At 69.8% G+C, this 24,120-nt stretch carries 20 protein-coding genes; 11 read left to right on the forward strand and 9 right to left on the reverse strand.

Translation table 11 applies throughout. The features are described from left to right. The first annotated feature begins 188 nt into the window (after nucleotides 1-188). The 3 genes from BM43_RS10800 (at nucleotide 189) to BM43_RS10810 (ending at nucleotide 4,003) form a co-directional block, all read left to right on the forward strand. Complete coding sequence (locus BM43_RS10800; RefSeq protein ID WP_036055597.1) at nucleotides 189-1,703, forward strand: acyl CoA:acetate/3-ketoacid CoA transferase; 1,515 nt, start codon at nucleotides 189-191, stop codon at nucleotides 1,701-1,703. Then, the gene (locus BM43_RS10805) at nucleotides 1,700-2,539 is read left to right on the forward strand and encodes an enoyl-CoA hydratase/isomerase family protein (RefSeq protein WP_230676409.1); all 840 of its coding nucleotides are present in this window, start codon (nucleotides 1,700-1,702) and stop codon (nucleotides 2,537-2,539) included. Before BM43_RS10800 ends, BM43_RS10805 begins: the two co-directional genes overlap by 4 nt. A 165-nt stretch (nucleotides 2,540-2,704) precedes the next feature. After that, the gene (locus tag BM43_RS10810; RefSeq protein WP_036055595.1) at nucleotides 2,705-4,003 is read left to right on the forward strand and encodes an MFS transporter; all 1,299 of its coding nucleotides are present in this window, start codon (nucleotides 2,705-2,707) and stop codon (nucleotides 4,001-4,003) included. Nucleotides 4,004-4,124: 121 nt separating this feature from the next. Here the strand turns inward: BM43_RS10810 and BM43_RS10815 are convergent, their stop codons facing one another. Continuing rightward, a complete protein-coding gene (locus BM43_RS10815; protein WP_036055594.1) occupies nucleotides 4,125-5,300 on the reverse strand; it encodes a porin in 1,176 nt (391 codons plus the stop codon). Between the two features lie 322 nt (nucleotides 5,301-5,622). Here BM43_RS10815 and BM43_RS10820 point away from each other — a divergent pair, with 322 nt between their 5' ends. Both BM43_RS10820 and BM43_RS37480 read left to right on the forward strand, forming a co-directional pair. After that, the gene (locus BM43_RS10820) at nucleotides 5,623-6,156 is read left to right on the forward strand and encodes a GbsR/MarR family transcriptional regulator (RefSeq protein ID WP_013691133.1); all 534 of its coding nucleotides are present in this window, start codon (nucleotides 5,623-5,625) and stop codon (nucleotides 6,154-6,156) included. A gap of 79 nt (nucleotides 6,157-6,235) precedes the next feature. Then, nucleotides 6,236-6,646 (forward strand): hypothetical protein, encoded by a 411-nt coding sequence (locus BM43_RS37480; RefSeq protein ID WP_052409100.1) that lies wholly within the window; start codon nucleotides 6,236-6,238, stop codon nucleotides 6,644-6,646. A gap of 164 nt (nucleotides 6,647-6,810) precedes the next feature. Here the strand turns inward: BM43_RS37480 and proP are convergent, their stop codons facing one another. After that, nucleotides 6,811-8,352, reverse strand: a complete 1,542-nt coding sequence (proP, locus tag BM43_RS10830) for a glycine betaine/L-proline transporter ProP (protein WP_036055593.1) — start codon at nucleotides 8,350-8,352, stop codon at nucleotides 6,811-6,813. A gap of 553 nt (nucleotides 8,353-8,905) precedes the next feature. Between proP and BM43_RS10835 the strand changes: the two genes are divergently transcribed. After that, the gene (locus BM43_RS10835) at nucleotides 8,906-9,961 is read left to right on the forward strand and encodes a GlxA family transcriptional regulator (protein ID WP_036055592.1); all 1,056 of its coding nucleotides are present in this window, start codon (nucleotides 8,906-8,908) and stop codon (nucleotides 9,959-9,961) included. Between the two features lie 255 nt (nucleotides 9,962-10,216). Here BM43_RS10835 and BM43_RS10840 read toward each other — a convergent pair whose 3' ends face one another. Beyond that, a complete protein-coding gene (locus BM43_RS10840) occupies nucleotides 10,217-11,002 on the reverse strand; it encodes an SDR family NAD(P)-dependent oxidoreductase (RefSeq protein WP_042284052.1) in 786 nt (261 codons plus the stop codon). 169 nt (nucleotides 11,003-11,171) lie between these two features. On the opposite strand from BM43_RS10840, the gene BM43_RS10845 reads away from it, so the two are divergent. After that, entirely contained in the window at nucleotides 11,172-12,095 is a 924-nt protein-coding gene (locus BM43_RS10845; RefSeq protein ID WP_036055591.1) for an AraC family transcriptional regulator, read from the forward strand. Nucleotides 12,096-12,150: 55 nt separating this feature from the next. On the opposite strand, the gene BM43_RS10850 is transcribed toward BM43_RS10845, so the two are convergent. Both BM43_RS10850 and BM43_RS10855 read right to left on the reverse strand, forming a co-directional pair. Continuing rightward, complete coding sequence (locus tag BM43_RS10850; protein WP_036055590.1) at nucleotides 12,151-12,906, reverse strand: SDR family oxidoreductase; 756 nt, start codon at nucleotides 12,904-12,906, stop codon at nucleotides 12,151-12,153. A gap of 121 nt (nucleotides 12,907-13,027) precedes the next feature. After that, nucleotides 13,028-13,957, reverse strand: coding sequence for a dihydrodipicolinate synthase family protein (locus BM43_RS10855; RefSeq protein WP_036055589.1), 930 nt, complete (start codon nucleotides 13,955-13,957; stop codon nucleotides 13,028-13,030). Between the two features lie 254 nt (nucleotides 13,958-14,211). On the opposite strand from BM43_RS10855, the gene BM43_RS10860 reads away from it, so the two are divergent. Together BM43_RS10860 and BM43_RS10865 are read left to right on the forward strand one after the other, a co-directional pair. Continuing rightward, nucleotides 14,212-14,940 carry a FadR/GntR family transcriptional regulator gene (locus BM43_RS10860; RefSeq protein ID WP_017920234.1) on the forward strand — a complete coding sequence of 243 codons (729 nt, stop codon included), beginning with the start codon at nucleotides 14,212-14,214 and terminating at the stop codon, nucleotides 14,938-14,940. 385 nt (nucleotides 14,941-15,325) lie between these two features. Beyond that, a complete protein-coding gene (locus BM43_RS10865; RefSeq protein WP_017920233.1) occupies nucleotides 15,326-16,912 on the forward strand; it encodes an aldehyde dehydrogenase (NADP(+)) in 1,587 nt (528 codons plus the stop codon). A 203-nt stretch (nucleotides 16,913-17,115) separates the two neighbouring features. On the opposite strand, the gene BM43_RS10870 is transcribed toward BM43_RS10865, so the two are convergent. From BM43_RS10870 to BM43_RS10880, 3 genes are all read right to left on the reverse strand, one after another. Beyond that, the gene (locus tag BM43_RS10870; protein ID WP_017920232.1) at nucleotides 17,116-17,505 is read right to left on the reverse strand and encodes a DUF3597 domain-containing protein; all 390 of its coding nucleotides are present in this window, start codon (nucleotides 17,503-17,505) and stop codon (nucleotides 17,116-17,118) included. Nucleotides 17,506-17,655: 150 nt separating this feature from the next. Further along, nucleotides 17,656-18,057, reverse strand: coding sequence for a hypothetical protein (locus tag BM43_RS10875; RefSeq protein ID WP_036055588.1), 402 nt, complete (start codon nucleotides 18,055-18,057; stop codon nucleotides 17,656-17,658). Between the two features lie 126 nt (nucleotides 18,058-18,183). Continuing rightward, the gene (locus tag BM43_RS10880; protein ID WP_144417643.1) at nucleotides 18,184-19,239 is read right to left on the reverse strand and encodes a hypothetical protein; all 1,056 of its coding nucleotides are present in this window, start codon (nucleotides 19,237-19,239) and stop codon (nucleotides 18,184-18,186) included. Between the two features lie 141 nt (nucleotides 19,240-19,380). On the opposite strand from BM43_RS10880, the gene BM43_RS40295 reads away from it, so the two are divergent. Next, the gene (locus BM43_RS40295; protein WP_126241579.1) at nucleotides 19,381-19,596 is read left to right on the forward strand and encodes a hypothetical protein; all 216 of its coding nucleotides are present in this window, start codon (nucleotides 19,381-19,383) and stop codon (nucleotides 19,594-19,596) included. Between the two features lie 187 nt (nucleotides 19,597-19,783). Here BM43_RS40295 and BM43_RS10885 read toward each other — a convergent pair whose 3' ends face one another. Then, entirely contained in the window at nucleotides 19,784-20,710 is a 927-nt protein-coding gene (locus BM43_RS10885; RefSeq protein ID WP_036055587.1) for a LysR substrate-binding domain-containing protein, read from the reverse strand. 140 nt (nucleotides 20,711-20,850) lie between these two features. On the opposite strand from BM43_RS10885, the gene ydiJ reads away from it, so the two are divergent. Beyond that, a complete protein-coding gene (ydiJ, locus tag BM43_RS10890) occupies nucleotides 20,851-23,943 on the forward strand; it encodes a D-2-hydroxyglutarate dehydrogenase YdiJ (RefSeq protein WP_036055586.1) in 3,093 nt (1,030 codons plus the stop codon). Nucleotides 23,944-24,120: the final 177 nt, after the last annotated feature.

The following is a 24,120-nucleotide window of genomic DNA, read 5'->3' on the forward strand; positions in this document are numbered from 1 at the left end:
ACCCGAGGCCGGCGGCATCCCGCCTTGCGTGCCCTTGGCCAAGCCTCGCCGCCTCGATCCCGTCGCGACCCATCGTTAACCCGAGGCCGCCACAAGAAGGCTTGAATCCGTCATCGAGCTATGCCAGCATTCGCCACAAGTAACGAACTGGTTCGGTGCAAAAAGCCGACCGCAGCCCAGGAGGACGTATGAAGAAGTGGACCACTGCCGACGCGGTCGCGGCAGAGATTTTCGACGGCGCGACGATTGCCATCACCGGCTCGGGCGGCGGCCTGCTGGAGCCGGACGCGCTGCTCGCCGCGATCGAGCGGCGTTTCCTGGCGACCGGGCATCCTCGCGGCCTGACCCTGGTCCATGCGCTCGGCATCGGCGACGGCAACGGCAGCGGCGTGGGCCGCTTCGCGCACGCGGGGATGGTCAGGCGCGTGATCGGCGGCCACTGGGTATGGTCATCGGCCATGCAGCGCCTGGCCGAGACGCAGGAAATCGAGAGCTACAGCTTCCCCGGCGGCGTGATCGCCACGCTGTTTCGCGAGATCGGTGCGGGACGTCCCGGCGTGATCACGCGAGTCGGGCTTCGCACCTTCGTGGACCCGCGCCTGGGTGGCGGCAAGCTCAATGCCCGCACCACGGAGGACCTGGTCGAGCTCGTCACGATCGGCGGCGAGGAGTACCTGCGCTTCAAGCCCTTCCGGATCGACTTCGCGATCGTGGCGGCCTCGTCGTCCGACGATCGCGGCAATCTCTCGACGCGCCGCGAGCCGGCCGATCTCGACATCTACGCGCTCGCGCTGGCGGCCCACAACAGCGGCGGCAAGGTGTTCGCGCAGGTCAAGGCACGCACCGGGCAGCCGGTCCAGGCGCGCCAGGTGAAGGTGCCGGGCGTGCTGGTGGACGCCACCGTCGAGGTGGCGGATCAGATGCAATGCGCGATCGCCGAATACGATCCCGCCATCAGCGGCGAGGCCCGCACCAACGCGGCGGAAGCCATGACGATGCCCGAGGGCATGCGCCTGATCGTGGCCGAACGCGCCGCTCGCGAACTCGGCCGGAACCAGTCGGTCAACTTCGGCTTCGGCTTTCCCGGCGCGATTCCGGCCGTGCTCGCCGCCCAGGGCCGGGGCGGGGATTACTGGGGTTCCGTCGAGCAGGGCGTGCATCGCGGCGACATGCTCGATGGCGCGATGTTCGGCACCGCCCGCAATGCCGACGCGATCGTCGCCAGCGTCGACCAGTTCGATTTCTACAGCGGCGGCGGCATCGACGTCACCTTCCTCGGCATGGGCGAATTCGACCAGGACGGCAACGTGAACGTCTCGAAGCTCGGCAGCACCGTGGTCGGCCCCGGCGGCTTCATGGACATCGTGCAGGGCGCCAGGAAGATCGTGTTCTGCGGCGCCTTCGAGGCCAAGGGCCTGAAGGTCCGGATGCGGGACGGGCGACTCGATATCGAATCGCCGGGCTCGGTGCCCAAGGTGGTGAAGCAGGTCCGCCACGTCACCTTCAGCGGCACGCAGGCACGGCTCGAGGGCAAGGAAGTCCTGTACGTGACCGAGCGCGCGGTGTTCCGCCTCGATGCCGACGGCGTGCGCCTGATCGAGATCGCGCCGGGCGTCGACCTTCGCGACGACGTGCTGTCGCGCATGGAATTCCTGCCCCTGCTCGACGCATCCCTCACGGCCGCCGCCTCCGCGAGCGCATGACGCCAGCCGTCACGCCCCGCCGCCCCAACCCACTCTATTTGCCGGGATCTGCCATGCCACCGACTGGCGACATCGAATTCCGCGTCGACGACGCTATCGCGACCTTGACCCTGAACCGCGCGGCGAAGCGCAATGCCTTGACGCTGGACATGCTCGATCAGATCGACGCGGCCCTGGCGTGCGTCGAGCGGGACCCGCGCATCGGCGTCCTGCTGGTCGAGTCGGCCAGCGAGCAATGCTTCTGCAGCGGTGCCGACATCAAGGAATGGGGCGACCTCGACCCGCAACGGATGGGTAGCCGCTGGATTCGCTCGGGCAACCGCGTGTTTCGCCGTCTGGCCGAGCTCGATATTCCCAGCATCGCGGTACTGGCCGGCGATGCGCTCGGCGGCGGACTGGAACTGGCGCTCGCCTGCGATCTCCGATACGCGTCGCGGGATGCCAGCCTGGGTTTTCCGGAGGCCGCCGTCGGCGCCATTCCAGGATGGCTGGGCTGCCGCCGGCTCGCCGGGCTGGTCGGCCCGGCGCGCTCGCGTCAACTGGTCCTGACCGGCGAGGCGATCTCCGCCGAGCGCGCCGAAAGCTGGGGAATCCTCAACGAGGTGCTACCGGCCGGGCAACTGAGCAGCCGCGTGTCCGAGGTCTGCTCGGTATTGCTGAGCCGTTCGAGCACCTCGCTGTCGGTCGGCAAGCGGCTGCTGCGGCTCGTCGAATCGGGCGACGCCGACATCGCCCACGAATTCGCCGCCTCGGTCTGCAAGGCATCGCCGGACGCGGCCGAGGGCGTGCGGGCGTTCCGCGAGAAACGCCAGGCGAGATTCGAGCGCCCGGCCTGAAGGATCTCGCATCCGGCCGCCCTTGCCGCGCCCGGGAACCAGCGGGAAATCGATCGCCGCCGACGCGCGAGCCATACGGTTCGCGCGGCGTGGCGGCGACCGCGAAATGCGGGGCGACACCCGCTACATGTCAATCGCGCGTGGATGCACGCTTAGGAGACTGAAATGAAGGCCTACAGATGGCGCATCTGCGCGCTGCTGTTCTTTGCGACGACCATCAACTATCTCGACCGCCAGGTGCTCGGCCTGCTCAAGCCGATGCTCGCGGCCCAGATGGCCTGGAGCGAAACCGAGTACAGCTATATCGTGATCGGCTTCACGGCCAGCTATGCCTTCGGCCTGCTGCTGTCGGGAAAGATCGTCGATCGCTTTGGCGTCAAGCTCGGTTACGCCGCCTGCGTGCTGGTCTGGAGCCTGGCCGCCTGCGGCCACGCGCTGGTTCGCAACACGCTCGGCTTCGGGGTGATGCGATCGCTGCTCGGCGTCGCCGAGGCAGGCAGCTTTCCCGCCGCGGTGAAATCCGTCTCGGAGTGGTTCCCGAAGCGCGAACGCGCCTTCGCGGTAGGCATCCTGACCGCCGGCACCAGCATCGGCGCGGTCGCCGCGCCGGCCGTGGTGCCCTGGCTCGCGGCGAGCTACGGCTGGCAGGCCGCCTTCGTCATCACCGGCCTGACGGGCTTCGTCTGGCTCGGCTTCTGGTTCCTCATGTACGAGATGCCCCAGCGCCACCGCAAGGTCGACGCGAAGGAACTCGCCCTGATCATGGAGGCCGAGCAGGACGTCATCGCGACACCGGACAAGGTGAGCTGGCTCTCGCTGTTCAAATATCGCGCCACCTGGCTGTATTTCGTCGGCAAGCTGCTGACCGATCCGGTCTGGTGGTTCATGGCCTTCTGGCTGCCCTCCTACTTCAATTCGCGCTTCGGCCTCGACCTGAAGAACCTCGGGCTGCCGCTGGTCATCGTCTATATCGCGACCTCGCTGGGCAGCGTGGCGGGCGGCTGGGTATCGTCGCGGCTGATCAGCCGCGGCTGGCCCGTGACGAAGGCGCGCCAGGTCACCATGCTGGGCATCGCCTGCCTGGTCGCGCCGATCATGCTGTCGCAATGGGTCGGCAACATGTGGGTGATGGTCGGGCTGCTGAGCCTGGCCGCCGGCTCGCATCAGGGCTGGTCGGCCAACCTGTTCACGCGCCCCGCCGACATGTTCCCGAAGGCGCTGGTCGGCTCGGTGGTGGGCATCGGCGGCATGGCCGGCGCGCTCGGCTCGACGCTGTTCCCGATCTTCGTCGGGCGCGTGCTCGATCACTTCAAGGCGCTTGGCGATATCAACGCCGGCTACAACATCATCTTCGCGATCTGCGGATGCGCGTATCTGGTGGCCTGGCTGCTGATGCGCCTGATCGAACCGCCGCAACGCCGATCCAGCGATCGCGAGATCCTGGTCGCCGCACAGGCCAAGTAAAGCGGTGCCGCGCTCCGGGCGATTTCACACCCACAACGCAAACGGCCGGCACCGCTCGCGCGATGCCGGCCGTTTCATCCAGCCAGTCGATCCGGGCCACCCGCGGGCAGCCCGTCCACCATCAGAACTTGTGGCGAATCCCGACCACCGCCAGCTCCTGCGTGTCGGTGCCCGAGTTCACGCCGTAGCTGCCGATCGAGGCCTTGGCGTCGACCAGCGCGCCGCCCGAGCCCAGCGTCTTGCCGCTGGCCTTCTGGTAGCCGGCCAGCGCGTACAGGTCGGTGCGCTTGGACAGCGAGTACACCGCGCCGATGTTGACCTGGTTGTAGTGCGCCGAAGCCGGGCCCGTCAGCGAGGTGTAGCTGTAGCCGACGCCCGTGTTCAGGGCCGGCGTGAAGCGGTAGTTGAAGAAGCCCGAGCCGCTGTTGAACTTGGCCGTCGAGCGGAACGTCGACAGCGAGTCGCCCGCGTATTGCGTATTCGAGTAGGCCAGGCCGAAGGTGGCCGCGCCCAGCACGTACTGCGCACCGGCGCGCACGATCTGGATCGACTTGGCGCTGGCGAAGCCCGAGTTCACCACGGTGTTGAACAGCGTGTCCGAGGTGCTGGTCCAGGTACGCGAGGTCGCGCCGGTGGCCACGGTGTTGCCGCCGTTCGCGTAGAAGTAGCCGGCGCCCAGCGACAGCGGGCCTTGCGCGTAGGCCGCGCCGAAGCTGTAGGTCTGGCCGTTGCCGGTCTGGCCGGCCACGCCGCCCAGCGCGTACAGGGCCTCGAACTGCAGGCCGGCGATCAGCGGGCTCGTGTACTTGACCGAGTTGCTGACGCGCAGGCTGTTGTCGTAGTTGTCGAGGTCGCCTGGCGTGGCGAAGGTGCCGCCGAACGGGCCGTCTTCGGTCAGGCCCTGCACCAGGTCGACGATCGGGTCGTATTGGCGGCCGAGCGTGACGGTACCCCAGGTCTTGCTCGCCAGGCCGACGATCGACTTGCGGCCGAATTCGCGGCCGCCCTGGCCGAGCGCGCCGGTGCCGACGTTGAAGCCGTTCTCGAGCTGGAAGATCGCCGCGAGACCGCCGCCGAGATCCTCGGTGCCACGCAGGCCCCAGCGGCTGCCCGACATGTTGCCGCTGTTGAACTTCACCAGCGTCGACTGGTTCGCGCCGTTGGCGCCCTGGGCGTTGTGAACGTAGGCGATACCGGCATCCACGATGCCGTACAGCGTGACCGTGCTCTGGGCGTGAGCGACGCCCGTGGCAAGCGATGCGATGGCAGGTAGCGCGAGGAGAGAAATACGCTTCATCCGAGTTCTCTATCTGTTATTGATTGGAAGAGCCCGAACGTTATCGAAATCAATAAGCAGGCGAAACCAAGGAATTCTTTTAAGAATATGAAAACAACACTTCAGTTTCCGGCTTATTGGCGCGTTGACACACGCGCCGCCGTTATGGAAGCAGTTGCAGACGCAAGCATCGCGATCGCGTCGTTTCGGCTGGCCGCGCGCCGCTTCCGATGCGCGGCTTGACAGCCTCGCGCGAACCTTCGTCCGGCCCGCTCGCGCCGGCTTTTGCCGTCAGTTATTTCTGTCTTGACAGAAATAACTGACGGGCCGTACATTACGCCGCATGGAACTGACACCGCTCTCCGAACGATTCATCCTCCACTGGGGCGAGATGGGCTCCCGCTGGGGCGTCAATCGCACCGTCGCGCAGATACATGCCCTGCTCTACCTGCACGGCAAGCCGCTCGCCGCCGACGAGATCGCCGCCGCGCTGAACGTGGCGCGCTCCAACGTCAGCAACAGCCTGAAGGAGTTGCAGTCGTGGCGGCTGGCGCGCGTGGTGCACGTGATGGGCGACCGCCGCGACCATTTCGAGACCTCCACCGATATCTGGGAACTGTTCAAGCTGATCGTCGAAGGCCGGCGCCAGCGCGAACTCGACCCGACCCTGACGGTGCTGCGCGAGACGCTCGACAGCCCCGAGCTGGCCGGCGAGAGCCAGGAAACCGAGCAGCGGATCCGCGATACGCTGCAGTTCCTCGAGACGCTGACCACCTGGTCCGACGAAATGCTGCGCATGAAGCCGGAAACGCTGATGAAGACGCTCGGCATCGGCGCGAAGATCAGCCAGGTGGTGCGGCGCAAGCCGGCGAAGTGAATCCGCGCGGGTGGCGACACCCGCTTTTTTTGATCCTTGAATTTCTGTTTCTACAGAAATAACAGTAAGGAGAAGCGATATGAACACCGTCATCGCCCTGGCCGCCCAGTTCCTCCTGCCGATGCCGATCGGTTATGCGATCGCGCGCTATCTTCGCGCGGTCACGCGCCGCCTGCTGGTGGACATGTGCGGCACCGAGGAGCGCGCCGATTTCTGGACCCGCATCGTGATGGTGATGCTGGTGCTCGGCCCGCTGACGCTGAGCCTCGCCTTCGGCCGCAATCCGGCGCAATGCTCGGCGAGCGAGCTGGTCTGCCTGGTCGGCGCGCTGCGCGCGACGCTGGCCACCTCGCTGTTCGGCGCGATGCTGCCGCTGATGGTGATCGCGCTGCGGATCTCGCGGCAGATTCCGCGCGACGCGGATCCGTCCGCGCCGGGCCGTCTTGCCGCCACGCCGGCCGCCACGGAACGCCCGGCCGCCTCGGCATGAAGATCCGGGCAGCGGCACCGTCACGCTGCCCGGCACTTGCCGGCGCGAAGCGAAGCAGTGGGAGCGATACGGCCTTCATCGCGCTGCCGGCCGTGTACTTCCCGATGATCCGCGAGCCGGTCTGAACGCTTGCCGCGCACGATAGCGCCGATGCGCGGCGACCTCTACTCCCCCGCCAGCCGGCGCAGCGCGCGGCCGTTCGACGAGGCGACGGACGCATCGCCGCGCCGGATCCGAACCGCCTCGGCCTGCGTCGACACGCACGGCGCCGAACCCGGCAGCGGCCGCCCCGCGCTCTCGCGCGCGGCCAGCACCGAGATCGCGCCGATCGCCGCCGCGCCGATCAGGTAATAGGCCGGCATCATCAGGTTGCCGCTGCGCTCGACCAGCCAGGCGGTGACCAGCGGCGTGGTGCCGCCGAACAGCGAGACCGAGACGTTGAAGCCGATCGCCAGCGCGCTGTAGCGGACCCGGGTCGGGAACAGGGCCGGCAGCGCGGACGGCATCACGCCGCAGAAGCAGGACAGCAGCACGCCGAGCAGCATCATGCCGGCGAAGATCAACCCGCCCCGACCGGTCTGCAACAGCAGCAGCGCGGGGATCGCGAACACCATCAGGCCGATGCAGCCGGCCAGCATCACCGGGCGCCGCCCGACGCGATCGGACAGCCAGCCGGCGGCGAGCGTGAGCGGCATCATCAGCACCATCACCAGCAGCACGATCACCAGGCCGCGCGTCTCGTCGAGATGCAGCGTGGCCGACAGGTAGTTCGGCAGGTAGGCCAGCGCCATGTAGTCGGTCACGTTGAAGATCAGCACCAGCCCGACGCAGACCAGCAGCGCGCGCCATTGCCCGACCAGCAGCGCGGCGATCGACGGGCGCGGCCGCGCGCGCTCGAGCCGCTCGCGATGCTCGGCCTCCTTGCGGAAGGCCGGCGTCTCCTCCAGCCGGGTGCGGATGTAGAGGCCGATCAGCCCGAGCGGGCCGGCCACGAAGAAGGGCACGCGCCAGCCCCAGTCGAGCATCTGCGCGGGGCTCAGCAGCGAGGTCAGGGCCGTGACGGTACCCGCGCCGAGCAGGTAGCCGGCCAGCGTGCCGAACTCGAGGAAGCTGCCCATGAAGCCGCGATGGCGGTCGGCCGCGAACTCGGCGATGAAGGTGGCCGCGCCGCCGTATTCGCCGCCCGTCGAGAAGCCCTGCACCAGCCGCGCCACCAGCAGCAGCACCGGCGCGAGGATGCCGATCGAGGCATAGGAGGGAATCAGGCCGATCGCGAAGGTGCCGCAGGCCATCATGATCATGGTGGCGGCCAGCACGCGCTGGCGGCCCAGCCGGTCGCCCAGCGGGCCGAACACCATGCCGCCGATCGGCCGCACCAGGAAGGCGGCCGCGAAGGTGCCGAAGGTGGCCAGCAATTGCGCCGAGCCGCTGGTCGAGGGAAAGAACACATGGCCCAGCGTCACCGCGATATAGCTGTAGACGCCGAAGTCGAACCACTCCATCGCGTTGCCGAGCGCCATCGCGCCCACCGCGCGGCGCAGCAGCGCGCGATCGACCACGGTCACCTCGTCGCCGGCGAAGGCGGCCTCGCGCGGCGGCGCGGCACGTTTCGCGGCGCCGCCGGATCGGGAACGCGGCGCGCTGCCCGGCGCGGCCGGGTGCCTGGCTGGGGTCTTGCCTGAAGCTCTGCGGGTCGAGTGGCTCAAAGGCTCGCTCCTGGATGAGTGGCGATGGACAGCCGCGACGCGGCATGCTGTCTCGTCGTGCGAGCGCGCCGGCCCCGCCGCGATAAAGTCCGTGGACTTCAGCGCGCGCGGCCCTCGCGGTCGCCATCGCCTGTTATCGAATACGGCATCGTGATCGATCCGAGTGTGCGCGACATCGCCTGCGTCATCCTGCCCTGATGCGTCCGCCAGCCGACCGGAAACGACAGTGTTCATGCCCTTGTCGGGCCCGCCGTGGGACGCCGTCGGGGCGCCGTGTCGAACCGGTCCGATCCGTGTCGGGAATAGGCAAGCGCCCGTCGAATTTCCTTGATCGCGGCCCCGCTTTTATCGCAATGATTCGGGGGTGACGCCGCCGTGAAAAAACGGCCGCGAGCGCGGCCCGCGACGCCCGGCAAGTGCCTGCCGGAACGCGGCGGCCACCGCCCTCGCGCCGCTCTCCGGCATCGCGGCTGGCCGGCGCGAGCCGGCCGCCGGGCAGGCGTCGTCATGTACGGCCCAACCTCTGGCATCGGCCCGCGCCGATGTTGCTCCCATGTCCGCATCCACGCCGCGCCATTTCGGTTTCCTGACCCTGCCCTCGTTCTCGATGATCGCCTTCTCGAGCGCGATCGAGGCCCTGCGCATGGCCAACTACGTCGACCGCAGCGAGCATTACCGCTGGACCGTCTACTCGGTCGACGGCGAGGCGGTGGCCGCCAGCAACGGCATGGTCGCGCGGCCCACCCACCGGCTCGATCTCGACGCGCCGCTGCCCGACCTGATGATCGTCTGCGGCGGCACCCAGGTGCGCGAGGCGGTGGACGCGCCGGTGATCCACGCGTTGCGCGAGCTGGCGCGGCGCGGCATGCCGCTCGGCGGGATCTGCACCGGTGCCTACGCGCTGATGGCCGCCGGCCTGCTGGACGGCTATCGCGGCACCGTGCACTGGGAGAACCTCTCGGCCCTGCATGCCGAATTCCCGGCAGTGTCGATCGTCGACGAGCTGTTCGTGATCGACCGCGATCGCGTGACCTGCACCGGCGGCACCGCGCCGCTCGACCTGATGATCGGCATCGTCGCCGCCGAGCGCGGCCAGGAACTCGCCACCCGCGTGTCCGAGCAGTTCGTGCTGCAGCGCATCCGCGGCGCCAGCGATCCGCAGCCGATCCCGGTCGACGCGCGGGTCGGCTTCTCGCGCGGCGAGTTGGTGGAGGCGGTACGGCTGATGGAAGCCAATATCGAGGAGCCGCTGCCGCTGGCCGACCTGGCGCGGCTGATCGCGCTGTCCGAGCGGCAGATGCAGCGCATGTTCAAGCACTACCTGAGCACCTCGCCCACGCACTACTACCTGTCGGTGCGCCTCAAGCACGCGCGCGAGATCCTGCGCAACAGCGACGTGTCGATCGCGCAGGTCACCTCGCTGTCGGGCTTCCGCTCGGCCTGCCATTTCAGCAAGGCCTATCGCGCCCAGTTCGGCCATGCGCCGAGCCAGGAGCGGCGCGCGCCGAAGACGGGCACCGCGAAACGCGCGCGGAAAGCCGCCGGCACGCGCGCCGACGACGACGGCGAACTCGAGGAGGCGGCGGTCGCCGGCATGCCGCACGCCTGAAGCTCGCCCGAAACCGAACGTCTTCATATATCGATCACGGTTCCCGGAGCCGCATCGCGGCGCAGCAACGGCGCGGCCTGTCGGGCGCGTCGCCGCTGGCCGTCGCAGCGGCCCCGGCACTTCCATCCCGGCGTCGTGATCGGCCACTGCCACTGGCTGGCCCGGCGCATCGGCCGGCGCGAGCTGGTCGCGTCGAACACGCCGCGCGAGGCGGGCACGCCACATCATGCGTCGTGCCCGCCCCGCCGCCCCGCTTCAGACCAGCATGCCGCCCGAAGCCTCGATACGCTGCGCGTTGATCCAGCGGTTGTCGTCCGCCAGCAGCGAGGCGATCAAGGGGCCGATGTCGCCGGGCTGGCCCACGCGGCCCAGCGCGGTGAATTCGGCGATGCGGCGATTCAGCTCCGGGTTGTCGCGCACTATGCCGCCGCTGAAGTCGGTGGCGATCGCGCCGGGCGCGACGGTATTGACCGCGATGCCGCGCTCGCCGAGTTCGCGCGCGAGGTAGCGCGTCAGCACCTCCACCGCGCCCTTCATCGAGGCATAGGCGCTGCTGCCGGGGAACGAGAAGCGCGTCAGGCCCGAGGACACGTTGACGATGCGCCCGCCGTCGTTGATCAGCGGCAGCAGCTTCTGGGTCAGGAAGAACACGCCCTTGAAATGCACCTGGTAGAGCGCATCGAGATCGGCCTCGGTCACCTCTGCGAACGGCGCGTGATGCGAGGTGCCGGCATTGTTGACGAGATAGTCGAAACGGCTCGCGCCGAGTTGCGCGAGCGCCTCGCCGAGCTTGCCGACGAAGGCGTCGAAGCCGGCCGTGTTGCCGGTATCGAGCTGCAGCGCGATCGCGCGGCGGCCTTCGGCCGCCACCTGCGCGACCACCTGCTCGGCCTCGGCCGAATTGGAATGCCAGGTGAAGATCGAATCGACGCCGCGGCGCGCGAGATTGACGGCGGTATCGCGGCCGAGGCCGCGGCTGCCGCCGGTGACGATGGCGATCTTGCCGATCTGGCTGGCGACGGGGGAAGTTTGCGTGGACATGGAACACCTCGATCAGGGAACACGGAACGCATCCTACGGCCGCGCCCCCTGCGCGGTGAATGACGGATCTCGACAATTTCTTGCCTGATCCTGCCCGGCCGCGCACGACGCTGCCGGCTTGCCGTTATGCTGGCAGCCGATGCCATCCCCTGGTTCCCGAGGATCCGACATGACCCTGAATGCCCTGCTCGACGCGGTCCGGCACCATATCGACGACCAGCCCCCCGCCCACGTCTATCGCACGGCGAACACCGGCCTGCTGATCACGCGCGCCACCCAGGACCGCCCGCAGAGCCGCCTGCTGATGCGCCCGGTGCTGTGCATCTCGCTGCAGGGCGCCAAGCAGACCACCTTCGGCGCGCGCGACTACCTCTATCGCGCCGGCGAGGCGCTGGTGGTCAGCATGACGATGCCGGCGATCGGCCGGATCGTGCAGGGCACCGAGGAGAAACCGGCGATCGCGCTGATCGTCGAGCTCGACATGGCGGAGATGAGCGCGGTGCTGGAGAGCTTCGAGGCGCCGCCCGCCGCGCGCGAGAGCACCGGGCCCGGCGTGTTCGTGGAGCGGCTGCGTCCCGAGATGATCGACTGCATGCTGCGCGCGATGCGCCTGCTCGACACGCCGCACGCGATCGGCGTGCTCTATCCCGGCATCATGCGCGAACTCTGCTACTGGCTGCTGGCCGGGCCGAACGGCGGCGAGATCGTCGGCATGCTGCTCGGCAACGGCCATGCCGAGCGCGTGGTGCGCGCGATCCACGCGCTGCGCGATCGCTACAACGCGCCGATCCGCATCGAGGAGCTGGCCCAGCTCGCGCGCATGAGCCCGTCGGCCTTCCATCGGCAGTTCAAGGCGCTGACCTCGATGACGCCGCTGCAATTCCAGAAGCAGTTGCGCTTGCTGGAGGCGCGTCGGCTGATCGCGCATGAAGTGGTCAAGGTCGAGGAGGCGGCGTTCAAGGTGGGGTATGAAAGCGCCTCGCAATTCAGCCGCGAGTATTCGCGCATGTTCGGCATCTCGCCCAAGCGCGACGCGGGCGCGCTGGCCGCGGCGCTGCGCGAGGGGCGGGTGCTGGAGACCAGCGAGGCTTAGGCGCGGCGAGTTGCGCGTCCGCCTCGCTCGGCGCCGCGCATCCCGGCTTCGCGTCTCAAAGCTCGCGCACGTCCGCGATCGGCGTGCTGCCGAACTGCTCGCCGAGCGCGTAGTCGAGCAGCTTGCGCGCCGCGTCCTCGGGCGTGCTCAGCGCGCCGCTGGCCTTCAGTTGCGTGAAGCGTTCGAGCTGCGGGAAACGTTCCGCCTCGGTGGCGCGGATGCTCGCCTGCATGTCGGTATCGACCACGCCCGGCGCCACGCTGGCGATGCGCAGCGGCCCGTTCGCGTCGAGCGCGACCGCGCGCGCATGATGGTCGAGCGCGGCCTTGGTCGCGCAATAGACGCTCCAGCCCGCGTAGGCGTTGCGCGCCGCGCCGCTGGACACATGCAGGATGCGGCGTTCGAGCGAGCCGCTGCCGAGCTCGGCCACCGCGGCCGCGAACATCAGCGGCGCCGTCACGTTCAGCGCCACCGCCTGCGCGATCGACTCGGGCGACTGCGTGGCCAGCGGCCCGATCGGCTCGACCATGCCCGCGTTGTTGATCAGCAGCACGCTGCGCGCGCCCTCGGCGAAGCGTTCGAGCGCGCCGCCGGCCAGCCAGGCGGCGACCGCCGCGGGGTCCGACAGGCCGAGCGCGAGTTCGGCGAAACGATCGGCGCCGAACTGCGTGGCCAGCGAGGGATGCGCACGGCGCGAGATGCCGAGCACGGCGACCTCGCGTTGCAGCAGTTGCGCGGCGAGCGCGGCGCCCAGGCCGCGCGTGTGGCCCGTGACGATGGCGCGGATCGGCTGCGAGAAGGAGACGGTCATGATCGAGATCCCGGTTGGCGTCGTGATGGAAAGCCTGCCGCGCGCATCGCTGCGCGGCGGCGCGGGCAGGCCGCTATCGTAACGAGCCGGGCAGGCGGGAGCAACGGATGCCCGGCGCGGCTCAGGCCAGCGCCGCCGCGTTGTCGGCATGCAGCGCCACGGCCGCCGCCTCGATCTCGCGCAGTTGCGCCGGATCCTCGATGCGCGACAGGAATTCGCCGATCGGCCCCAGCGGCGCGATGCCGGCCGCCTCGACGGCCGCGTGCAGCACGCGGATCGGCGAATAGGCGTCGCGGGCGTCCTCGAGCGCGATGAAGCGCTCGCGCAGCGCGGCGGCGCGCGTGTCGTCGCCGTCCAGCAGCGCCAGGCGAATCGCGTTCGACAACGCCGGCGCCACGCAGCAGGAGCCCGAGGTGAAGGCACGCAGCCCGAAGCCGCGGAAATGGTCGATCACCGGCCGCTCGCCGATCCCGCTGATGATGCGCTCCGCGCCCAGGCGCTCGACCAGCGCGGCCAGCACCACGTCGCGGCGCGGGTCCTCGCGCACGATCGCGTACTTGACGGCGCATACGGCGCCGTCCTTCACCAGCGCGGCGAGATCGTCCTCGGCGAGATAGCCCTCGTCCTTCACATAGGCGATCAACGGCCGGCCGTAACGCTCGGCGAGCTTGCGCAGGCCGGTGGCGACGCCGGCCTGCGTGGACGGGAAGCGCAGCGGCAGCACCATCGCGGTCGGGAAACCGCGCTCGGCCAGCAGGGCGAGCTGTTCGCGCGCCTTGCCGAAATCGGGGCCGACCGAGGGAATCAGCCATTCGCCGGCCTTCAACTGCGCGGCCAGCGCATCGACCACGGTGCCGAGCTCGGCCACCCCGAGGTTGTAGAAATTCGCGTTGCCGCCATACATGTAGGTGCTGATGCCGCCGCGTTTCAGGTGCGCCAGCAGCGCGCCGTTGGCGGCCGCGTCCTGGCTGCCGTCGGCGCGGCGCGCGAGCGGCGGCACCGCGATCACGGAGCCGCGCAGGTCCTCGACGCTCACGGGGGTGGTTTTCATCGATCGGCCTCAACATGTAAAATTGATTTACAACCTTAGCGGACCAAAGGGCTGACTGGCAACATGACCGAGGGTAATCACCGAGCCCGCGCCGGCCGCGCCCGAATCGTGCCCGGCGGCCGCCAATCCAGGCTGTAAAAGGCTTGTGCGGCACCACTACCGGCATCGCCGGCGCCGTCCACTCATTGCCAGTGGTTCCGCGATTGGTAAAATCGTCACCCGACTTGTTAGCCTCCCAGGACTCGATGGATTCGATGGACGACCTCGCGAGCGCCGGCGCGCTCGAACGCACCCGGCTGTCCGACACCGTGTACGCGGCCCTGCTCGACGGCATCGTCGGCGGCAACTACGCGGTGGGCGACCGCCTGCCGCCGGAGAACCGCCTGGCGCAGCATTTCTCGGTGTCGCGCCCGGTGGTGCGCGAGGCGCTGCGGCGGCTGCAGAGCGACGGCATCATCGTCTCGCGCCAGGGGTCGGGCACCTATGTGCAGCGCAGCCCGGCTCGACAGGTCACGGCGCTGGCCACCAGCCGCAAGCTGCGCGACGTGCTGCAGGGCTTCGAGGTGCGGCTCTCGCTGGAGGAACTGGCCGCCCGGCTGGCCGCGCGCCATCGCAAGGAACGCGACCTGCTGGAAATGGAGCGCGCCAGCGAGGCACTGCGCCTGGCCTTCGCCAGCCCGGTGTCGCGCGAGGCCGAGATGGAGGCCGACTTCGCCTTCCATCGCGCGATCGTGGTGGCGAGCGGCAACCAGTTGCTGCTCGACCTGCTCGACAGCGTGGCCGAGCGGCTCAAGGCCGGCATGCACATGACGCTGTCGCTGACCAGCGAGGCTTCGGAACAGCGCCGCGCGCGCGTGCTCGACGAGCATGACCGCGTGCTCAAGGCGATCCGCGTGGGCGACCCCGACAGCGCGGCGATCGCGATGCGCTACCACGTCGACCAGGCGCGCAACCGGCTGCTCGACCGCCAACTGGATCGCTGAACGCGGCGGCATCGCGCGCGCGGCGAGCGCCGCTGGATCGCAGCCTTCCGCCCGCGCCCTGTCCCCGGCGACGCGAACCCGTATCAAGTTGTCACTTTGTTTGACATGTCCGGCGAGCGAATGCTACCTTGCCGCGATCCAGTAGCCGGTGCCTTGCCCCAGCCAGGCGGCCGGCCTCGCAGCGTTCGCCGTCACCCCGCCGTCGCCCCCTCGTCCATCGAAGCGACCCGCTCCGCGGCCCCGGCTCCCCGCCCGGGCCCGCGCCCCGTGTCCGGCCACGACTCGCACGCAATCCGCATCACGGCGCCGGCGCGGCGCGAAGCCTGATCCGTTCCGCGCGGCACCGCCACCGATCCACCTTGCCGCATCGCAGGAGACAGACGGAATGGACCACGAAATCACCGGAAACATGTTGCTGGGCGCCGCTTCGGTGCGCGGCACGCAGGGCACGCTGCGCGCCTTCGCGCCGGCCAGCGGCCAGGAGCTCGAGCCGGAGTTCGGCGCGGGCGGCGCGGAGGATGTCGATCGCGCCTGCCGGCTCGCCGCCGAGGCCTTCGACCCTTATCGCCAGGCCGCGCTCGACACGCGCGCCGCGCTGCTGGAAGGGATCGCCACGCGTATCGAGGCGCTGGGCGCGACGCTGATCGAGCGCCTGCACCAGGAAACCGCGTTGCCCGTGGCGCGCCTGGAAGGCGAACGCGCGCGTACCTGCGGCCAGTTGCGCCTGTTCGCGAAGCTGGTGCGCGACGGCCGCTGGAACGACGCCACGCTCGACTCGGCGCAGCCCGAACGCAAGCCGCTGCCGCGCTCGGACCTGCGCGCGCGCAAGATCCCGATCGGCCCGGTAGCCGTGTTCGGCGCCAGCAATTTCCCGCTGGCCTTCTCGGTGGCGGGCGGCGACACCGCCTCGGCGCTGGCCGCCGGCTGCCCGGTGGTGGTCAAGGCGCACGAGGCGCACCTGGGCGGCTCGGAACTGGTGGGCCGCGCGATCCAGCAGACGGTGGCCGAGCTGGGCCTGCCCGAAGGCACCTTCTCGCTGGTGATCGGCAAGGGCAACACGGTAGGCGAGGCGCTGGTCGCGCATCCGGCCATCAAGTCGGTGGGCTTCACCGGCTCGCGGCGCGGCGGCCTCGCGCTGTCGGCGATCGCCGCGGCGCGCGCCGAGCCGATCCCCGTGCATGCCGAAATGAGCAGCATCAACCCGGTGGTCCTGATGCCGGCCGCGTTGAAGGCGCGCGCCACGCAGATCGCACAGGGCTTCGTCGATTCGCTGACGCTCGGCGCCGGCCAGTTCTGCACCAATCCCGGCCTGGTGCTGGCGATCTCGGGCCCCGATCTCGACACCTTCGTGGCCGATGCGGCCGCCGCGCTCGCCACGCGCCAGGCACAGGCCATGCTGTCGGCCGGCATCGCCGCCACCTATCGGCGCCAGATCGGCGAGCGCGCCGAGCAGACCGGCGTCGCCCAGGTGGCCGACGGCATCGCCTCGGACAATGCCTGCAGCGCGCTGCCCGTGTTGTTCCGCACTACCGCGGCGGAGTTCGTGGTCAATCACGGGCTGGCCGACGAAATCTTCGGGCCGGCCTCGATCGTGGTGTCGTGCCGCGACGAGGCGGAGCTGCTGCGCGTGCTGGAGGGTGTCGAGGGCCAGTTGACGGCCACCCTGCAGCTCGATGCGGCCGACTACCCGGCCGCGCGGCGCCTGCTGCCGGTGCTGGAGCGCAAGGTGGGCCGCATCCTGGCCAACGGCTACCCGACCGGCGTGGAGGTCTGTCATGCGATGGTGCATGGCGGCCCGTTCCCGGCCACCTCGGATTCGCGCACCACCTCGGTGGGCACCATGGCGATCGACCGCTTCCTGCGCCCGGTCTGCTACCAGGACCTGCCGGCCGAGCTGCTGCCCGAGGCGCTGCGGGACGACAATCCGCTCGATCTCTGGCGCCTGCGCGACGGCGAATTCGTCAAGGGCTGAGTCAAGGGCTGAGTCAAGGTCTGAGTCAAGGGCTGACTCTAGGGCTGAGTCAGAGGCTGACTCTAGGGCCGATCCGAACCGCGGCGGCATGCCGGCCACGCGCTTCACGCGCGCCGGCCGGCACAAACGAAAAGGGCCGACGCATCGCGCGTCGGCCCTTGTTGCTTCTCGGCCCGCAGACGGCCCGGAAACGGGCCGCTCGATCAGCTTGCCAGGTCCGGCGGCAGCTTGCCGCCGTTGGCCGCCAGCGCCTGCATCAGCTGCTTGTGCAGCCAGATGTTCATGCTGGCCGAATCGTTGGTATCGCCGTCGTACTTCAGCTCCTGCGCGAGCTGCTTGCGATGCTCGAGGCTGCTGTCGACGCCGAGCGCCTTCATGGTGTCGACGATCGACACGCGCCAGTTCAGCGTCTGGCCGCTCTCGCTGACCAGCTGGTCCATCACGGCGGCCACGTCGACGTCCGACAGCGGCGGCGTGGCCGGCGCGGCAGCCTGGGCCGCGGCCGGATCCGGTTGCGGCGTTTCGGCGGGCGGCGCCTGGTCCGGCTTGGCCTTGCCGAACAGCTTGTTCACGATATCGCCAAAGATGCTCATGGTCGGCACTCCATTCGGTTGGTGAAATTCGGTTCGTGACAAAGGAATGCACGCGCACGGCTTGCGATGCGCATGCCGGCGCCATGTTACCCGGATTGCCCCGGCGCGATTGTCAAAAGTGGTAAGCGCGACAAGCTCCGGATCGCGCGCTCAGAAGTGGATCCGGCAGGATTCGGGCGCCACGGTGAACCATGAAATCGTTGCCACGGCCACGTAGACGAGCACCAGGCCGATGATGCTCGGATAGGGGCGGAAACGGATCGGCACCTGGCGACGCGCCAGCGCCACCACGCCCACCCACAGCGCCAGGCCGGCCAGCGTGAGGAGCCAGTTGCCGAGCGCCTGGCCGCCGCCGATGATCGTGAACAGCAAGGTCCAGCCGAGCGCCAGCCCCAGGTCGCGACACTGGGCCGTGAAGAAGCCGAAACCGCCCGCCATCAGCAAGGCGATGGCGAGCAGCAGCAACCAGGCGCTCTGGAACAGCAGATGGGCGGGCCGGCGCGGCGCGGGCGCGGCGGCAACGACGCCGGGCGCGGCGGGCGTGGCAGGCATGGATTCAGGTTCGGTCGGCGGATTCATCGGCTCCCGGATCGGCGGTGGGCAACAGGCGCATCATAGCGCCGCGCGCGCGTGGCCGTGACCGGGGTCGATGACGACGCCGCTCGAACGTTCAGGCGCTCATTGCGACTGCGTGCACGGCGCCGGCGCCGAGGCGTTGAGCGGCGCGGCGCTGGCCTGCTTCACCGCCTGCGCCGCGATCTGCTGCAGGCGCGCGGCCAGTATGGCCGGCACGCCGAGCTGCTGGGCCGCCGTCTCGTTGCCGCCGAAACGCGTCACGTCGGTGCCGGTCACTTGCGCGAACAGCACCAAGCCGGCCAGGTAGGCGCCATCGACGTCGGGATGCAGGTAATCCGGCGAGCTGATCTGCGGATCGTTGACGGCATTGATGCCGTACCAGAGCAGCGGCAGGCTCGACGAGGCAAAGGGGTTGGGATTGGCCACACCCTGGTTCCAGGCGAGTCGCCAGGCCTCGCCCACCGGCGCGACGCCGGCGATCGCGCCGTCCGTCGAGGCGGCGTTGTAATAGGCATCGTGGTTGGCATCGCTGAGCGCGCCGAGCGCCGACTGGTACTGCGTGGCGAAGCCTGCCGCGCCGGTGTTGCCGGCCAGCGCCTGCGCGAGGTCCGCGCGCGCCCAGGGTTCGTAGAGATAGACGTTCGCGTGCGGCGCCGCGCCGTGGACCGCGCGCTCGATGGTCTGCACGCTCGCGCAGAAATCCTTCGGATTACTGACGCTGCTGCCGGTCAGCGCGGTCGGCAGCGGCTTGGTGCTCAGCTCCTGCAGCACCACCGCGTTCCAGCCCGGCTGCGCGATCACGCCCGAGGCCGCCGCGAAATTCTTCGACAGGCTGGTCTGCGAGATCGCCTCGATATGCACGTCGTAGCGCAGCCCGGCCTCGGCCGCGAGCTGCGCGAAGATGGCCGGAATCCCGCCCCAGGGGCCCGGCTCGAGCTCGGCGCGCGCGCCGGTCTGGCCGTAGTTCTCGTCGACCACCAGGGTGGAGGCGCTGCTCGAGCCGGCCGCGCCGCCCGAATGATAGGGGCGCACCGGCGTGTAGCGGCCGTGCGTGAAGCTGTCGCCGACGAACAGGATGTGCTGCACGCCGGCACTCGACGACGACGACGACGCGCTCGAGGAAGACGGAGGGGACGAAGCCGTGGAAGACTGGTTCACGGCCGGCGCCGAGCCGCCGCCGTCGCCGCCCCCGCATCCCGCCAACGCGAACACGGCACCGCATGCGCCAGCCAGGGCAGCTGCGCGCGGGAAAATAAGCTTGTCGATCACCACTGCTCCTCCGATCGGGCGATCGGCCGATTGCGCGTCGCCCTGTTGTCTCGACGATTCCGCGCCTTGCCGAACCGCCACGATACGAAGGCGCGCATCGCAGGCGATGCCGCGCCGATCCTCGCCGAGCGGCGCGCCCGGATCGTTGCGCGCGCACCGACGAAGCGGTCGATGCGCGCGCCGGACGGGGCTGCCGTCGGTCATCTGGCGCAGCCTACGGACGCGGGTTCGCAGCGTCCAATATGATTTGGCGCGCCTGTCCATATCGGCGCGATATGCCAAACGCGGCACGCGGCGCGGGCCGCGCCGCTGCTCGCGACAAGCTTTCAGTTCGATTCGCGGTGCTGGCCGCGGCCACGCGCCGGCAGGGTTTCCCCGAGCGAGCGCCGAGGCGACGACGACGGCGGGCGGCGAGCGGTGGCAGCCCAGCGGCTCAGCGCGAGCCCAGCTCGGCGAGCAGCCAGTCGCGAAACGCGACCAGCACCGGATGCTGGCCGACCCGCGGCGGATAGACCAGGAAGTAGGCACGCGAACTCGGCACCGGATCGAAGGGGCTGACCAGGCGGCCGTCGCGCAGCTCCTCGTCCACCAGCATGCGCGGCACCAGGGCGATGCCGATCCCGGCCACCACGGCCTGGATCAGATGCGAGGTCAGCTCGAAGCTGGGGCCGGGCCGCGGCGCGTCGTGCGGCAGCCCATGGGCCTCGCACCAGACGCGCCAGGCCTCGGGGAAGTTGCGCACGCGCAGCAGGCTCATGCCGGCCAGCGCCCGCGCATCGGGCGCGGGGCGGCGCCGGCCGGAGTCGCCGCGGCGCTTCCAGGCGGCGGGCAGCACCGCGGGATGGCCGACCAGCACCAGTTCCTCGTCATAGAGCCGATGCGCCACCACCTCGGGCCAGCGCCCGTCGCCGACCGCGATCGCCGCGTCGATCTCCATCGCCGAGAAATCGACGGCGTCGATGCGCGAATGCAGGTCGAGCTGCAAGGCGGGATGCGCGAGGTAGAAGCGATGCAGGCGCGGCATCAGCCACTTGGCGCCGAAGGTCGGCAGCGTGGCCAGCCGCAATTGCGTGGCGGGCGCCTGGGAGGCCAGCACGCGCAGCGTGGCGTCGCGAATACGCGCCAGCGCGCCGCCGATCTCGGCCATGTAGGCGCGCCCGGCGTCGCTGGGCCTGATGCGCTTGCCCTCGCGCACGAACAGTTCGACCTCCAGCATCGCCTCCAGCGCCTGCACCTGCCGGCTCACCGCGCTTTGCGTCAGCGACAGTTCCTCGGCCGCGCGCGTGAAGCTTTCATGCCGCGCCGAAGCCTCGAAGGCCAGCAGCAGCGACATCGAGGGCGTCAGTTTTCGAAAATTCATTCATAAACCTCATGATCAACCCGAGGAAGATACGTTTGCGGGCGGCGGCGGTCGATCCGACAATTCACCGGTGGCGGTCCATCCGAAATCGTGACGGATACGCCGAATCCAGACCTCAACCCCCTTCCCCGCCCGCCACGATGACCATTGCCCGGCTCCCCGTCGACGAATCCCTGCCTTCGGCCATCGATCGATTCTTGCATGAATTGCGGGCCGCCGGCTTCCAGGGCGAGATCGACCGCCGCCATGCCACGCGCACGGTGCTGGCCACCGATAACTCGATCTACCAGCGCCAGCCCGCCGCCGCGCTGTTCCCGCGCCACGCCGCCGACGTGGCGCGCCTGGCGGCCCTGCTCGGCGAGGCACGCTTTCGCGGGGTTCATGTGGCGCCGCGCGGCGGCGGCACCGGCACCAACGGACAATCGCTGACCGACGGCATCGTGGTCGACCTGTCACGACATATGAACCGGATCCTCGCGATCGATCCGGTGGCGCGCACCGCGCGCGTCGAGGCCGGCGTGGTCAAGGACCAGCTCAATGCCGAGCTGCAGCGCCACGGCCTGTTCTTCGCGCCCGAGCTGTCGACCTCGAACCGCGCCACCATCGGCGGCATGGTCAGCACCGACGCCAGCGGCCAGGGCAGTTGCACCTACGGCAAGACGCGCGACCACGTGCTCGCCCTGGAGACCGTGTTGATCGGCGGCGAGCGGCTCGCCAGCGCCCCCGTCGACGAGGCCGCGCTCGCGAGCCTGTGCGCGCGCGGCGACGGCATCGGCCGCGTGCATCGCGTGGCCAGCGGGATCCACCGGCGCGAGGCGCAACGGATTCGCGAGCAGTTCCCGGTGCTGAACCGCTGCCTGACCGGCTACGACCTCGCGCACCTGCGCGACGAACAGGGACGCTTCGATCTCAACAGCGTGCTGTGCGGCTCGGAAGGCACGCTCGGTTTCGTGGTGGAGGCCACGCTGAACGTGCTGCCGATCCCCAGGCACGGCATGCTGGTCAATATCCGCTATCGCGGCTTCATGGATGCGCTGCGCGATGCGCGCGCCCTGCTCGCGCATCGCCCGCTGTCGATCGAGACCGTCGATTCGACCGTGCTGCGGCTGGCGCGCGAGGACATCGTCTGGCAGGGCGTGGCCGAGTTCTTCCCCGACGATGCCGCGGTCGAGGACGGCGCGCAGGGCATCAACCTGGTCGAGTTCAGCGGCGACGACGCGGACCAGGTTCGCGCGCGCGTGGCCGCCTTCGTGGCGCGGCTGGAGCAGGAAGCGAGCCCCGCGCGCCTGGGCCTGACGATCGCCGATGGCGATGCCGCCGTGAAGCGCGTCTACGCGATGCGCAAGCGCGCGGTGGGCCTGCTCGGCAACGTGCAGGGCGAGGCGCGGCCGCAGCCCTTCGTCGAGGACACGGCCGTGCCGCCCGAGCACCTGGCCGACTACATCGCCGAGTTCCGCGCCCTGCTCGATGCCCGCGGCCTGCGCTACGGCATGTTCGGCCATGTCGATGCGGGCGTGCTGCACGTGCGGCCGGCGCTGGACCTGCGCGATCCGGCGCAGGCCGCGCTGATCCGGCCGATCTCGGACGCGGTGGCCGCGCTGACGCGCCGCTACGGCGGGCTGCTGTGGGGCGAGCACGGCAAGGGCCTGCGCTCCGAATACGTGCCCGACTATTTCGGCCCGCTCTACCCGGCCCTGCAGGAACTGAAGGCGGCCTTCGATCCGCACAACCAGCTGAACCCCGGCAAGATCGCGGCCCCGGCCGCCGACGGCGCGCAACTGCTGCGCATCGACGCCGTGCCGCTGCGCGGCGAGCTCGACCGGCGCATCGACGAACGCGTCTGGCAGGCCAATGCCGACGCGCTCCACTGCAACGGCAACGGCGCCTGCTACAACTTCGATCCCGACGACGCGATGTGTCCGTCCTGGAAGGCCACGCGCGAGCGGATCCACTCGCCCAAGGGCCGTGCCTCGCTGATGCGCGAATGGCTGCGCCTGCAGGGCGAGGCCGGCACCGATCTCACCGCCGAGCCGGTGGCGGCGCCCTTGCCGGCGCGCGCGATGAACAGCCTGCGCAAGCGGCGCGGCGAGGCCGATTTCTCGCACCAGGTGCACGAGGCGATGGCCGGTTGCCTGGCCTGCAAGTCCTGCGCGGGGCAATGCCCGGTCAAGGTCGGCGTGCCCGAATTCCGTTCGCGCTTCCTGGCCCACTATCACACGCGCTACCTGCGTCCGCTGCGCGACCACCTGATCGGCTCGCTGGAATTCACGCTGCCGCGCCTGGCCGCCGTGCCGGGCGCGCGCCGCATCTACAACGCGCTGCTGGACACGGCGCCGGTGGCCGCGCTGATCGAGCGCGCGGCCGGCGTGGTGGACGCGCCGCGCCTGAGCCGCGCCTCGTGGCGCGCAGCGCTGCGAACGGCCGGCGCCGAGCCCGCCACGTCGGCACGGCTCGCGAAGCTGTCGGCGGCCGAGCGCGCGCGCAGCGTGATCGTGGTGCAGGACGCCTTCACACGCTACTTCGAAACGCCGGTCGCGGCCGCCTGGCTCGCGCTGGCCGAGCGCCTCGGCTATCGCGTGTTCGTCGCGCCGTTCCTGCCGAACGGCAAGCCGCTGCACGTGCAGGGCTTCCTGCCGGCCTTCGCCCGCGCCGCCCGGCGCAACGCCGCGAGCCTGGCCGCGCTGGCCGCAAGCGGCATCGCCCTGGTCGGCCTCGATCCGGCCATGACGCTCGTCTACCGGCAGGAGTATCGCAAGCTGCCCGGTATCGGCGCGCTGCCCGAGGTGCTGCTGCCCCAGGAATGGCTGGTGGAGGTGCTGCGGGAGCGGCCTCGCCCGGCCGAGCTGCCGCCGCGCGCCTTCCGCTTGCTGCCTCACTGCACCGAGCGCACCAATGCCGGCGCCGCCAGCGCGCTGTGGCAGCCGGTGTTCGAGGCGGCGGGCCTCGCGCTGCGGATGCCCGCCAGCGGTTGCTGCGGGATGTCGGGCACCTACGGGCACGAGGCGCGCAATCGCGATACGTCCGAGCGAATCTTCGGGCAGTCCTGGGCGCGTCATGTCGAGGCGGACGACGACGAACTGCTCGCCACCGGTTATTCCTGCCGCTGCCAGGTGGCGCGCATCAGCGGCAAGCGCCTGCGCCACCCGATCGAGGCGCTGCTCGATGTTTATCGGAATGGGCGCAACATCGAGGACGCGCGCCCGGCCTGTAATCCGCATATCGATATGACGTGAAGCTTACGCGGCGCGATGAGCGTCGCTCAACGGCTTCACGCCCGGTTTTCAGCAATCAATTTGATTGCATGCGCAACCGATCGGCGCGAAGCACTGCGCCATCGGCGGCCGCGCGTCCGCCATCGAAGCGGGATCGACGCCGCAACCTCGGGCACGCCTGCACGAATCGCGCGCGCC

The organism is Burkholderia gladioli (genome assembly GCF_000959725.1).
In the GTDB taxonomy this organism is placed as follows: Bacteria; Pseudomonadota; Gammaproteobacteria; order Burkholderiales; family Burkholderiaceae; genus Burkholderia; species Burkholderia gladioli.